13 protein-coding genes and 1 tRNA gene are annotated in these 12,561 nt (G+C 63.0%); 5 read left to right on the forward strand and 9 right to left on the reverse strand.

Annotation, left to right across the window (positions count from 1 at the left end; translation table 11 throughout):
• Nucleotides 1-4 precede the first annotated feature (4 nt).
• Nucleotides 5-859 carry a metal-dependent hydrolase gene (locus tag IC614_RS00135; protein WP_200971752.1) on the forward strand — a complete coding sequence of 285 codons (855 nt, stop codon included), beginning with the start codon at nt 5-7 and terminating at the stop codon, nt 857-859.
• Nucleotides 860-932: 73 nt separating this feature from the next.
• Here the strand turns inward: IC614_RS00135 and IC614_RS00140 are convergent, their stop codons facing one another.
• From IC614_RS00140 to hspQ, 4 genes are all read right to left on the reverse strand, one after another.
• On the reverse strand, nt 933-1,490 hold the full coding sequence (locus IC614_RS00140) for a GNAT family N-acetyltransferase (protein ID WP_200971753.1): 558 nt from the start codon (nt 1,488-1,490) through the stop codon (nt 933-935).
• Nucleotides 1,491-1,656: 166 nt separating this feature from the next.
• Entirely contained in the window at nt 1,657-1,926 is a 270-nt protein-coding gene (rpmA, locus tag IC614_RS00145; protein WP_200971754.1) for a 50S ribosomal protein L27, read from the reverse strand.
• Nucleotides 1,927-1,970: 44 nt separating this feature from the next.
• Entirely contained in the window at nt 1,971-2,408 is a 438-nt protein-coding gene (gene rplU / locus IC614_RS00150) for a 50S ribosomal protein L21 (protein WP_200971755.1), read from the reverse strand.
• Between the two features lie 184 nt (nt 2,409-2,592).
• Nucleotides 2,593-2,973 (reverse strand): heat shock protein HspQ, encoded by a 381-nt coding sequence (gene hspQ / locus IC614_RS00155; protein WP_226372665.1) that lies wholly within the window; start codon nt 2,971-2,973, stop codon nt 2,593-2,595.
• A 124-nt stretch (nt 2,974-3,097) separates the two neighbouring features.
• On the opposite strand from hspQ, the gene IC614_RS00160 reads away from it, so the two are divergent.
• Nucleotides 3,098-3,187, forward strand: a tRNA-Ser gene (locus IC614_RS00160).
• A 74-nt stretch (nt 3,188-3,261) separates the two neighbouring features.
• Here the strand turns inward: IC614_RS00160 and IC614_RS00165 are convergent.
• Both IC614_RS00165 and IC614_RS00170 read right to left on the reverse strand, forming a co-directional pair.
• Nucleotides 3,262-3,753, reverse strand: a complete 492-nt coding sequence (locus tag IC614_RS00165) for a Rid family hydrolase (RefSeq protein WP_200971756.1) — start codon at nt 3,751-3,753, stop codon at nt 3,262-3,264.
• Between the two features lie 18 nt (nt 3,754-3,771).
• Nucleotides 3,772-5,709: a TonB-dependent siderophore receptor gene (locus IC614_RS00170; protein WP_200971757.1), complete on the reverse strand. Its 1,938-nt coding sequence runs from the start codon at nt 5,707-5,709 to the stop codon at nt 3,772-3,774.
• 135 nt (nt 5,710-5,844) lie between these two features.
• On the opposite strand from IC614_RS00170, the gene IC614_RS00175 reads away from it, so the two are divergent.
• Nucleotides 5,845-6,993 (forward strand): sensor histidine kinase, encoded by a 1,149-nt coding sequence (locus tag IC614_RS00175; RefSeq protein WP_200971758.1) that lies wholly within the window; start codon nt 5,845-5,847, stop codon nt 6,991-6,993.
• A complete protein-coding gene (locus IC614_RS00180) occupies nt 6,990-7,625 on the forward strand; it encodes a response regulator transcription factor (protein WP_200971759.1) in 636 nt (211 codons plus the stop codon). The genes IC614_RS00175 and IC614_RS00180 overlap by 4 nt, the downstream gene beginning before the upstream one ends.
• Nucleotides 7,626-7,680: 55 nt before the next feature.
• On the opposite strand, the gene IC614_RS00185 is transcribed toward IC614_RS00180, so the two are convergent.
• From IC614_RS00185 to IC614_RS00195, 3 genes are all read right to left on the reverse strand, one after another.
• The gene (locus IC614_RS00185; protein WP_200971760.1) at nt 7,681-8,748 is read right to left on the reverse strand and encodes a cellulase family glycosylhydrolase; all 1,068 of its coding nucleotides are present in this window, start codon (nt 8,746-8,748) and stop codon (nt 7,681-7,683) included.
• Nucleotides 8,749-8,871: 123 nt separating this feature from the next.
• Nucleotides 8,872-10,011, reverse strand: coding sequence for a galactonate dehydratase (dgoD, locus tag IC614_RS00190; RefSeq protein ID WP_200971761.1), 1,140 nt, complete (start codon nt 10,009-10,011; stop codon nt 8,872-8,874).
• A gap of 195 nt (nt 10,012-10,206) precedes the next feature.
• Nucleotides 10,207-11,352, reverse strand: coding sequence for a hypothetical protein (locus IC614_RS00195; protein ID WP_207791126.1), 1,146 nt, complete (start codon nt 11,350-11,352; stop codon nt 10,207-10,209).
• Nucleotides 11,353-11,587: 235 nt separating this feature from the next.
• Here IC614_RS00195 and IC614_RS00200 point away from each other — a divergent pair, with 235 nt between their 5' ends.
• Nucleotides 11,588-12,493, forward strand: coding sequence for a hypothetical protein (locus IC614_RS00200; RefSeq protein ID WP_200971763.1), 906 nt, complete (start codon nt 11,588-11,590; stop codon nt 12,491-12,493).
• Nucleotides 12,494-12,561: the final 68 nt, after the last annotated feature.

Genomic DNA, 12,561 nt, shown 5'->3' on the forward strand with positions numbered 1-12,561 from the left:
ACGGATGGCGCGTCGAACGACACCCTCTGACCTGACGATCACGCCGCGCGACCGCCGGTTCGGGCGGGAAGACAAGACGGCGCGCTGGTGGATGGGCGGCGATCCCGTCGGGACAGCGCTCTACAATGCGCTGTCCGCGACCTTTCCCAAGGGCGAGGCTTTCTTCGTCGAGAGCGTGCGCGCGTTCCGCGAGGGCGCCGATCCGAAATTGGCGGCGGAGATCAAGGCCTTCGTCACCCAGGAAGTGATGCACAGCCGCGAGCATGTCGCCTTTAACAAGCGCGCGCACCAGGCGGGATACGATCTGAAGCCGCTGGAGGACCGGGTCGATTATCGCCTCGACATCGTCCGCACGCGGCCGCCGATTGTGGCGCTCGCCGCGACCATGGCGCTCGAACATTTCACCGCGATCCTGGCGCACGAATTGCTGAAGGATCCGCGCCATCTGGCCGATGCCGACCCCGAATCGGCAGCGTTGTGGCGCTGGCACGCGATCGAGGAGATCGAGCATAAGGGCGTCGCCTACGACACCTGGATGCACGCGACGAAGACGTGGCCGCGCTTCACGCGATGGAAGGTGAAGGCGAAGGTGATGCTGTTCGTCACGCACAATTTCGTCGTGGACCGGACGAAAGGGACGCTGGAATTGTTGCGGCAGGACGGTCTGACCGGTCCGCGCGTCTGGGCGCGGCTGTTCTGGTTCGCTTTCGGCAATCCGGGAATGATGCGGAAGATATTGGGGGCCTGGGCCAGCTATTTCATGCCCGGCTTCCACCCCTGGCACCATGACGACCGCGCGCTGATCGAGCGGGAAGAGAAGCGCCTGGCAGCGGCGCGGTCGTCGGAAGTTTATGCCTGATTAAGATTGTGTTCCGGCGAAGGCCGGAACCCAAATCTTTGTCTGGCTGGACCCCGGCTTTCACTGGGGAACATCATGCGGCGATCATCTCCTCCGTCTGCATCAGCGTCGGCGCGGGGCGAAAGGTGCGGTCGAAGAGCTTCGCGGGCGCGGCCTGGCCACGGCCCTTGCTGAACCGGCAGGCGACATCGCCCGTCGTTTCGAAACCCAGCTTTTCAAGCACCCGGCCGGACGCCGGATTGTCGACGAAGTGCGAGGCGACGAGGCGCTTCAAGCGCAGGCCGTCGCGGGCGATCTCGACCACCGCGGCGGCCGCTTCGGTCGCATAGCCCCGGCCCCAATGGGCCCGCGCGATCCAATAGCCGAGCTCGATGTCCCCGTCCGGTGTTGCGCCGAGGCCCACGCTCCCGATCAGTTCCGGCGCGCCGGTCGTGCGGCGGGTAACGAGGAAGGCGGGAAGGCGCATGTCCCGCTGCGCGCGCAGAAAAGCCTCCGCATCGGTCAGGTGATAAGGCCAGGGCGCGCTGGCGAGGTTGCGGATGATAGCCTCGTCCCCGATCGCGGCGGCGAGCGCGGGTGCGTCTTCGGCCCAGCCGGGCCGCAGCAGCAATCTGTCGGTTCGTGCGAACATAGATCCCTCTCTTCCGTTGCCGCGCCTTGGCCCGCGAAGGTTACGGAGCGGCGACATTTTCGAGGGAGAAATAAAAAAGGGAGAAGGATGGCCCCTCTCCCTCGATTTGGTTCTCTGATGAGTACCGGGGCCACCCCTGGGGGGTAGCCCGTCCTCGGCTACCCGTTTATTCAGCCGCTTCCATAATCATGTCTACACAGACAAATTTACGGCCAAGCTTACCGTCACGGAACGCAACGCGACCGCCGGCAAGCGCAAACAGGGTATGGTCCTTGCCCATGCCCACGTTCGCGCCCGGATAATATTTGGTGCCGCGCTGACGCACGATGATGTTGCCCGGAACGACCGCTTCGCCGCCAAACTTCTTCACGCCAAGACGACGGCCTGCCGAATCGCGACCGTTGCGGGATGAACCACCTGCTTTTTTATGTGCCATCTTGCGTCTCTAACTCTTCGAATCTGCTAGTATGTGCGTGAAATTTACGCGTTCTTATCAGCGGCCGGCTTCTTTGTCGCCGCCTTTTTGGTGGCGGCGGCCTTCACCGGAGCTTCCGCCTGGGCGGTTTCGGCAGCAGGGGCTTCCTTCTTGGCAGCGGCCTTCTTCGGTGCTTGCGCCTTCTCGCCGCCGATCGCGGTGATGCGCAGGATCGTATATTGCTGGCGATGGCCGTTCTTGCGGCGGTAATTGTGGCGGCGGCGCTTCTTGAAGACGATGACCTTCTCGCCCTTCGCCTGCGCGATGATCTCGGCGGAGACGGTGAGGCCGTCGGTCGCCTTCAGCTCCGAACCTTCGCCGGCGAGCAGCACGTCGCCCAAGGAAATGGTGTCGCCCGCATTGCCTGCGAGCTTTTCAACGGCGATCTTGTCTCCGGCGGCGACGCGATATTGCTTGCCGCCCGTGCGCACGATAGCGAACATGGGCTTTTTCCAATTACCTTAAAGCTAAACCCGCGAGACAGGGCTTGGAGCCGAGAGGCCCCGCGGAAAGCCGGGCTGCTACTAGACAGGGGTGAGGCTGTCAACCGTCTGTCTCGCCACTCTCTTCCCCGTCATTCCGGCGAAAGCCGGAATCTCGTGACGCCAAGGCGCGGCCTGAAGAAGTTCAGTGCCGATGCTCCGGCCGCAGGCGGTAGCGCCCGCCCTCATAGCCTTCGAACATGCCCGGGATGGCGGGATGTTCGACCGGTTCGTCGCTATCGTCTTCCACCAGATTCTGCTGGCTGACATAAGCGACGTAGCTGCCGTCGCCATTGTCGGCGAGGAGATGGTAGAAAGGCTGGTTCTTGGGAGGGCGCAATTCCTCCGGAATCGCCTGATACCATTCCTCGCTGTTGGCGAAGACGGGATCGACGTCGAAAATCACGCCGCGAAAGCCGAAGCGCTTGTGCTGCACCACCGCGCCGATCGCGAAGCGGGCGTGCGCGACGGGCGGCGCCTTCATGGCGGCTTCGATGTCGATGAAGAAGGAATCGGGCCTGTTCATAAGCCCGATTTAGGAATTGCGGCCATTTCCGCAAGCTGAACGCTTGGCAAGCCCGTTTCCATCCGTTAGAGGCCGCCCCCTGTCAGCCGCGCCGGAGCCATGCTCCCGCGCCCCTGGTCTCTGCGGAGAGGTGGCTGAGTGGTCGAAAGCACCGCACTCGAAATGCGGCATACGGGCAACTGTATCGAGGGTTCGAATCCCTCCCTCTCCGCCACCTTGCCCGATAGCATCGCGCTTATTTTCCGATTGCCCGGGTGCTTTTCGCATTTCCAGCATGCGGCTAAGACGTCACGGGCACACTTGCTTCGCGCCGTCCGGCAATTCGGCGACGACCTTCAATTCCGCGATTGCCTGGGGCACGATCAGCCGGTTGACGCCGACGACCGTGGATGTCGGGAAGGGGGCCTTTAGATATTGGGCGCTCACCTTGCCGAATTGCTCCATCTGGGCGTCGATGTCGGTATGATAGCTCGTGACATCCACCACATCGTCCCAGGTCGCGCCGACGCTGGCGAGCGTCCTGCCGATCGATTCGAAGATGCGGGTGAAGGCCGGCTGGAAATCGGCTTCTCCTTGTCTCTGCATCGAGGCGACGCCGGATACATAGAGCATGCCCCTTGAAATGACGGCGCTCGCATAGCCGGCCTGTTCCAGGTGGCGCCGCTGCTCCGGCTTGCACGGCATGACGACACTGGCCTCGCTGCGTTTGGCATGGGCCGGAGCGGCTGCCGCAAATCCGCCAAGGAGCGCCGCGACAACCAGGATAGATTTTTTCTGCATCGTCATCCCCCCAATAGATCAAAAGTCGGTCGACAAGGTGAGCCGCCAGCGACGGCCCGCTATTTCATGATAATTGCCCGATCCGACGACGGTGAGGCCGTAAGTATCGAACAGATTGGCAATACTGCCCCGCAACGTAACCGGCTGTCCCCCCGCCGTGAAGCGGTATCGCGCGCCCATGCCGACGAGGGTTCTTGCCGGGACATCGGCCAGATTGTCGCGGCGGGAGGTCCGCTTGCCGTTGACGTTGATCGATGCGTCCACGGAAACGCCGGGGAGGAAGGGCAGGGCATAATCGGCGCTCCCTTGAAACGAGATCGGCATGGCGCCGATCGGCCGCTTTCCGCGCAGACCCGCATCGACTTCCTCTCCCGTCACGCGCTGATCGATCAGCAGCAGGCCGCCGAGGAGAAAAAGGCCTTGTGCCGGTTGACCGGCCAAGGATGCTTCGACGCCGCGGTGCCTGACCTTGCCGACCAGCCGAAAGACGTCGTCCGCATCCACGGCCGCATAAGGGCGGCTGATGTCGAAGGCGGCGGACGTCAGGGTGAAAGGGCCGATGCCGGTGCGCAGGCCGATCTCGGCTTGCTTGGTCTGTATGGCGGGGAGCACTTCACCGGCGTTGACGGCGTTCCCGGGCGCGGCCCCGCTTTCCTCCAGCCCGCGCGCATAGCTTGAATAGACGATGAAGGAAGGCTTTATCCGCCAGGCCGCGGTCGCGTTGTAAAGCCAGGGCGCCGAATGGTTCGAGCGTTCCGCGCCGTTTCCGGGCCTGACAATCTTCCGGTAATCGGTTTTCTGAAGGCCGAGGCCGATGTCCAACGCCCCCGCCCATTCAAGGCGATATGTGAGGCCCCCCGTCCGTTGCCGGACGCGATCGCGGTTCGGCGCCGGCTCGACCTCTATGTCGGGCTCCGGGAAATCGACCGGATCGTTCATTTGATAGGGACCGAGCGGCACCAGCGTTTCGCCGCCATTGCGCGCCCGATAGTCGCGGCCGCGAACGCTCGCGGTGAGCGTGTGCCGGGCGCGGCCCGCCGTCCAGGAATGCTGAAGCTGCACGTCTCCCGACGTGGAAGCAAAACGCTGCTCAGGGGTCAGCAAGATGGCGCGTTGGGCGGCCCCGTCCGGCTGAATGTCCCTCACCATGTCATAGGCATTGCGCTTGGGATTGAAAACGGAATGAAACGCCCCGGCTTTCAAGGTCCATCCGTCCCCAAGGGCCGCTTCGCCGATCAGCCCCTCATTTTCCGTGTGAAAGCGATAGTCGCTCCAGGATTGGCCGACGAACAACCTGCGCTTGATCCGCGGCGGCAGGTAAGGACCGCCCGCGAAGAAGATGGGGCTGGCCCCGTCGTTGCCGCCTTTTTCCCGGTCGAAAAAAGCGGTCAGGACGATATCGTCGCTGACCTGCCAGCGGGGCACGGCGCCCGCATTCCAATAACGGCTGGTATGGCCCCGGAACGAATTGTCCTCCGGATGGATGCTCACCCCGGCCGCGATGCGAAAAGTGCCGTCCGGCGATGCCAGGCCGCCGTCGATGTCGACGAACGGCGAGGCGTAATCCCCAAGCCCGCCGACGACGCTCAGCGTGGTCTCCGCCGGTGCGCGCAGCGCGAAGTCGGCAATGCCGGAGGGTGCTGGGAAAAGGTAGCCGAGCGTATTGAGGCCGACCTTGACGCTGGTGCTGCGGATGATCCGGCCGCTATGATAGCCTTGGCGGTCGGCATAGAGGCCTTCGATGCGGATGTTGCCCGCCGTCGCGGGGCTGAACCCGCGCACATTATCCATCGAATAAATCCCGACAGTCTCGCCCCCGACGGAAAAGCCGAAGGCGTCTTGCGCCTGCTTGACCGCATTTTCGCCCGCCCGCTGGGCGAGCGCCGGCCCGCTCGCTCCGGCGAACAGGGACGCCAGCAAGGCGGATTTCAGCAAAATCTTCGATGGAATGTGCACGCTATATTCCCCAACCCCAAAACAAGGGCGTTATGGCGGCAGGCGGCGCTGTAGAGTGAGTGCCGAACAGCATGGGTGCGAACCCATGACTTTCGGCAGGTGGCGCATGGCCTGCCCCTGTGGCATGAAGGCGGGATGGAACTCGTCCTTCCGCGCCACCGCAACTGGTTCCTGGCCACGGCTTTTCTCATCTGGATGATCGTCGGGTGGCCGGACCTGCGCGAAGTGCTGCGCCCGAATTTCGCGACCGAAACGGGGCCGTCGCCCTGGTGGACGATGGCCTTCCTGGCTTTTGGAGCGTCGCTTCTGCTTTGGGCGCATCTGCCGCCGTCGCGCTTCCGCTCCTGGACGCTGGTTGCCATCCAATTCGGCGCCGCTTTGGTCATGGCGGTGACGGACGCCAGCGCGATATCGGCGGGCTTGATGGTGATCACATCGTGGCAGGTCGCCACCCTGACCTCCGCCAATCGCGCCGTCGGCCTCGCTGTCGCGCAGGCGCTGACGTTCCTGTTCGTCTGGCGCGCCTGGATTTGCGCCGAATATTCCCTGACGCTCGGCCTGTGTTCCGGCCTTTCCCTGTTCGCGGTATTCGCCGCCAGCGCGATGCGGCGGGAAGCGGAGGCGGGGCATAAGCTCGCGGCCGCCAATGCCGAACTCCGCGCGATGCAGGCCTTGCTCGCGGAAAATGCCCGCATTGCCGAACGCACCCGCATCTCGCGCGAGCTGCATGACGCTTGGGGGCATGAGCTTACCGCGCTCGCGCTCCAGCTCGAAGTGGCGAGCCATATTCTTCCGGAAGGCGACGGGCTGCAGAAAGTACGTTCGGCAAAGGATTTGTCGCGGGCGCTTCTCGGCCGCGTCCGGGACGTCGTGGGCACGCTTCGCGAAACGGAAGTAACCGGCCTTCGCGCCGCACTCGCTCAACTGGCGCACGGCATTCCCAGGCCGCGCATCCATGTCGACTTCCCCGAGGAGCTGGAAAGCCATGCCGCGTCTCACGCCCATGTCATCCTCCGCTGCGCCCAGGAAGCGATCACCAACGCCGCCCGCCATGCCGATGCGGAAAATCTGTGGCTGGAGCTGCGATGGGACGGAAAAGGCGTGTGCCTCATCGCGCGCGACGATGGCCGCGGCACGATTTCGGCCCCGGCGTTCGGCAACGGCCTTCATGGCATGCGCGAGCGGCTTGAGGCCCAGGGCGGCGGCATGAAGGTCACATCCGGCACGGGCCCAGGCTTCGTTATCGAAGCATGGCTTCCCGCGAAAGGCGTCAACGCAGCGTGATCCGCGTTGTCATCGTCGACGATCAGACGCTGGTCCGCCAGGGTATCCAGCAACTCCTCGCCCTCGTCCCGGACGTAGAGGTGATCGGCCTCGCCGAGGATGGGGAGACGGCGCTCGGCCTGATCCGCAAGGCGGCGCCCGACGTGGTGCTCCTCGATATTCGCATGCCGGGCCTTGACGGCATCGGCGTGCTGGAAACACTGAAACGTTGGAATTGCCTGCCGCCGACGCTCATCCTCACGACCTTCGACGACGGGGAAGCCGCCCTCGCCGCGATCCGGGCCGGGGCCAAGGGTTACATGATGAAGGACGTATCGCTCGACGATCTCGCGGGCGCGATCCGCGCCCTGGCGAATGGCGGCACCGCCTTCCACCCCGCCTTGAGCCACCGGCTGCTCGCCAATGCCGCTCAAAGCGAAGGGGGCCAGCAATCCTCATTCTCTCTCACCGGCCGTGAGCGCGAAGTGCTCCGGCTCATGATGGGCGGTTACAGCAATCGCGAAATCGCCGAGGCCCTCGATCTCGCGGAAGGCACGATCAAGAACCACGTGTCCAATATCCTCATCAAGCTGGACGCCCGCGACAGGACGAGGGCGGTCTTGAAAGCGATCGAGGGCAATGTCCTGAGGTGATGCAAGCATCGCTGGTGAGGGGCCCGGATTTTCCAGGCCCGCTCACCCGCTTTCCTCAAGCCGACATCTTGTCGTCTATCGCGTTGAGGAGGCGCAGGAATTCGACCTCGGCGGGATCGTGCGGATTGCCGTGTTCGTCGAAAATGTCGTGGAACCAGACGTCGTTCGCGACAGGCGCGGGCGGTTCCCATTTATCCCAGGGCAGGTGAGTCTGCGTCTTGCCGCGCACGAGGCCCCAGCAGAAGGCGCCGACGCCATGCTCCTTGGCGGGCGGCAGGATTTCCTGGAAGGTGCTGCCCGCGGGCCGCGCCATGAATTCGGTGCACATCAGCGGACGGCCCATCGCCTTCAGCCATTTGACGCGCGTCACGAAATCCTGTGCGGTGCCGTAATTGTGGAAGGAGATGACGTCGGAATTGCCGGTCTGCGCCTGCTGGATCGGGCTCAGCAGATCCGGTGCCGACCAGTCGCCGAGCCAGATGCCGCTGGTAAGCGGCTGGATCGGGGCCATCTCTCGGGCCCAGAGGAAGGCGTTCACCAGCAGCGGCACGACGAGATCGGCCTTCGCCTTCAGCTGGCGCGGATCGCACAAGGCGACCTCAGGCCCATTGTCCGGCTCGTTCCAAATATCCCAGGACAGGACGCGTTCGTCCTTTGCGAACCGGGCGACTACGCCTTTCACATAATCTTCGAGCCGTCCATGTGCGCCGGGATCGGCCAATACCGGCATGCCGGGCGACTGCACCCAACCGGAATTGTGCACCCCTTCGCGCGGGGCGGGCTGGGGCCCGAGCGCGGGTTCGGGATGCCAGCAGGAATCGAACAGGACGAGCATGGTTCTGATGCCATATTCGTCCGCCTTCGCGAGGAAGGCGTCGACGCGGTCGAGGAAGCCCGGCGCATCCTGAATCCACAACAGATCATGGAGATAGACGCGGACCGCATTCATGCCGATCGACGCGGCCAGTTTCAGCTCCGCTTCGATCGCGCCCAGATCGAAGCTGTCGGGCTGCCACATTTCAAGCTGGTTGATCGCGTAGGAGGGTGTGAAATTGCATCCTACGAGCCAAGGCTGCGCATTGAACCATGCATGCGCCGCATCCGGAGTCCACCGTTCAGTCATATCGCTAAACCCACCCTATCGCTTCCAACCCCCGGAAGCTGGGACAGGATTTATGTCATAATTGTCTTAAATCACAGATTAATAGATCGACCGGTCGGCCAAAATGCGACGAGTGGTTGACGCTCACCATTCAGCGAAACTTCCGTCCGAATGCCGCCAGACCGGGTTGCGCCAGCGGTGGGGATTTTGGTGGGCTTCGCGGACGGCGTCTTCGTCGATGTCGACGCCGAGCCCCGGCCCTTCCGGGATGGGGAGGTGGCCCTCGACCGGGGTCAGCACGGCGGGCTCCTTGACGAAGCTCAGCAGGTCGTAGCCGGCATTGTAGTGGATGCCGAGCGACATTTCCTGAAGCACGACATTGGGGCTGGTCGCGGCGAGCTGAAGACAGGCGGCGAGCGCCAGCGGTCCGAGCGGGCAGTGCGGCGCCACGGCGACGTCATAGGCTTCGGCCATCGCCGCGATCCTGCGGCATTCGCTGAGGCCCCCGGCATGGCTCAAGTCCGGCTGGATGATGTCGACGGCGCCCGACGCCAGGAAGGGCTTGAAGTCCCAGCGCGAATAGAGGCGCTCGCCAAGCGCGATGGGCGTGCTGACGAGGGTCGCGATCTGGACGAGGCCTTCCGGATGTTCCGAGAGCAGGGGTTCTTCGATGAAGAGGAGGCCGAGCGGCTCCAGCATCTTGGCGAGTTGCTTCGCCATCGGCTTGTGGACGCGGCCGTGAAAGTCGAGCCCGACGTCCATTCCCTCGCCTTGCGCGGCCCGGACGCGGTCGGCGACCTCGCCCAAGAGCGCGGGCGCGCCGAGAAAGTCGAGCTCGGCGGTCGCGTTCATCTTGACCGCCGAGAAGCCCTGTTCCCGCCGCGCCCTGGCGGCGCCGGCAATGTCGTCCGGCCGGTCGCCGCCGATCCAGGCATAAGCGCGCACCCGGTCGCGGACCTTGCCGCCGAGCATCTCCCAGGCAGGGATGCCGTAATGCCGCCCCTTCAAGTCCCACAAGGCCTGATCGAGCCCGGCGAGCGCCGACATCAAGACCGGCCCGCCGCGATAGAAGCCGCCGCGATACGCCACTTGCCAAATGTCCTCGATCCGCCGCGGATCCTGACCGATGAACCGGTCCCGCAAGGCCTCGAACGCACCGGCCACGGCCTCCGCATAACCCTCAAGGCTCGCTTCGCCCCAGCCGGCCGTGCCGTCATCCGCCTCGACACGGACGAACAGCCAACGAGGCGGAACATAAAAAGTCTCGATGCGCGCAATCTTCATGAGGAGCCGTCCCGATGAGCAAGGGCCAAGGCCCAAGAAACCAGCCTGCAAGGAGCGGGTTCCAGCCGGAAACCGCGCCAGGATGCCATGCCCAACGTCCATCGACGGGCCTGGGGGGCGAGAACGAGTGCCCCCCACGCAGCTTTGAGCCGATGCGGCAGCGAGCCCGGCGTGCGTCCGGCCGGGCTCTTCCTGTCAGAAGACTTTCTTCAGCAGGCCGCCAACGCCTTTCTTGAGCAAGCTCTTCTTGGCCTGCTCCGGCGTTTCGGTTTCTTCCTCATCCCCTTCAGCGCCGGCATCGTCATCCCGGCCTCGACCGGCAAGCTTCGCCTCCATGCCCATCGCGCTGAAATAGGACGCCTTGGTAAGGAGGTGCGCCGTCCATTCGGGCCGCCAGTCGGCTTTGGCATTGGCGGGCTTGGGCGGATGCGAAAAGCTCGCTTCAGGACCGAAAGCGCTGATGTTCAGCATCGCGCCCGACAGATGCTTGGCGACCTCGGCCGGTATCGTGCACTGGGTCTGGGTTTGGCCCAGCAGCGCCTTTTTCTGGAGAAGGCGATTGATTTCCGACGCCTGCATGAAATCCGGCGCGCCCATTGTCGGCACTTCGCTGGAGCTCCAATAGACCATGTCGCCATTGGCAGCCGAGCTTTGGGCCATGGCGAAATAGCCCTTGGCATTGACCACCGGATTCCAGGCAAGCTGAATCGTTCCATCCGCGGCCGGGGATGTCGAACTCGTCAGCACGACCGGCGCCAGGAAATCCTGATTCTGGCTGAGGCTGAAGCTGATGTCCGGGGTGTAGGCGCCGCGCACGACATGGTCGCCCGCCAGCGAGCCTTGCGCCGGGATCGGTTTGCTGGACTTTTCATTGGGCCAATTCGAATAGCTGGCATTCTTCTTGGCCGAAGGCAAAGGCGGCTGGCTGAATTGAAGGATCGATGCGGGTATGATTTTCGCTCCCGCCTGCTTGGCCTTCGAAAAATCGATGATCGCCGGCTGATTGGCGCGGACATTATTGCCGCATCCCCAATAAATCAGCATCCTTCCCTTGATGTCCAAATCCTCCCAGGAAACGATGCCTTTCTCTCTGCCGCCGTCATCCTTGACCAGCTTCAGGGGCAAGGCGGGGCCGGCGCCGAGATCGGCGGGAGGAATATGTTCCGCCTTCGCATCCGCCGCCGCGCTGCGCGAGGAGCCGAGGTGGAGGCGGAGGTTGCGCGTATAGTCCTGCTGCTTTTTCCCAAGACCCGCGAGGCCCGGCTGCAGGTTCATGCCGCTGCCGGTTTCCGCGGTCATCCAATAAGTCGCCTGCTGTGCCTGCGCGACCGTTGCGACCATGGCCAATCCCGCTGTGATTAAAAAGCCGATCTTCATGCGCCGCTCCCTGCCAGTAACCTAAGAGTTGCAGCTTTCGTCAAAGTCGCACGAGGTCCAAGCCTAAAGTCGACGAAGATAAGCCGTTGCTTCGACGAAGGCGGCGGCAGGATATTGAGGCCCCTCCTGGCCCAGTCTAGCTTTGCAAATACAACTGCTCGGATCCCATGGAGCCGACGCTTGAATGGAGGGGCATGATATGAAATTTCTGTGTGCCGGTCTTACGTCACTGTTCGCCAGCGGTCTTGCCGTCGCTCAGGACCGTTATGCCGTCGTCGACTTTTCCGTTGAGATTACAGGCAATTATAGCTCCCGGATCAGGGACGGCAGCACGGAAGACATAGACAAAAGCCGGATTTTCACCGGGCGGGCACGGCTGAAATTCCTAGCCAAGGATACTGCGAGCTATGACGGGGTAGCGCCGACTTTCGACCCTTCCGACTATAAGCCGGGCGCTGCTGAAATGAACCTTGTCGCTCAAATGCAGGCCTGCGAATCTCGCGGGAGCGAGAGAGCGATGAAAGCATGTCAGGCGGAAGTGGCGAAACGTTTGAGCGGCACCATAAAGATACCTGACATCCCTGAAGAACAATGGGGTAAGAATGACAGCTTCCAGGGTGATAAGGACACTTGGGGGTCCGAAGATTGTACGGGGAAAATCACTGTCGCGGATCGGGGCAAGAAATTCGTCGCCGTCGATGCCGGCGAAGGTGAAAGTGGCTCCTTCACCACCGATTATTCCGTGACTGGCGAGAAAAATCTCTCGGTCGAAGATGACGAGAAATGCTCGTTCCTGATCACCGTCGACAACAAGGCGAAAACGGCGGACGTGGATTTAGGGACAAGTGTATTTCAAATCGATGCCGAAGAGGCGTCGACCGGCGAACCAAGGAAGATCAGGGTGCAGCCATTCACATGGTCCTCGCTTACGAAATTTTCGGTCGTAGGGGCTAAGGTTAGTGGTGCAGGCGGATCGGCAACCGGCACTTGGACGACGAGTGAGGGTAAACCCGTAGAAATCGTGCGCGCCACCAAGCAAGAGGGCAAGGAAGAAAGCGCGTCCACAACCACCACGATCAAGTGGGTCATGAAGCCCCTAGATTAAGGCAACGCGGCTTACAAAGAAAAGGCTTCGCTGGCAAAACTGGCGAAGCCTTTTCTGTGATTCAGGCG

This window comes from Sphingosinicella flava, from assembly GCF_016025255.1.
Classification (GTDB): Bacteria; Pseudomonadota; Alphaproteobacteria; order Sphingomonadales; family Sphingomonadaceae; genus Allosphingosinicella; species Allosphingosinicella flava.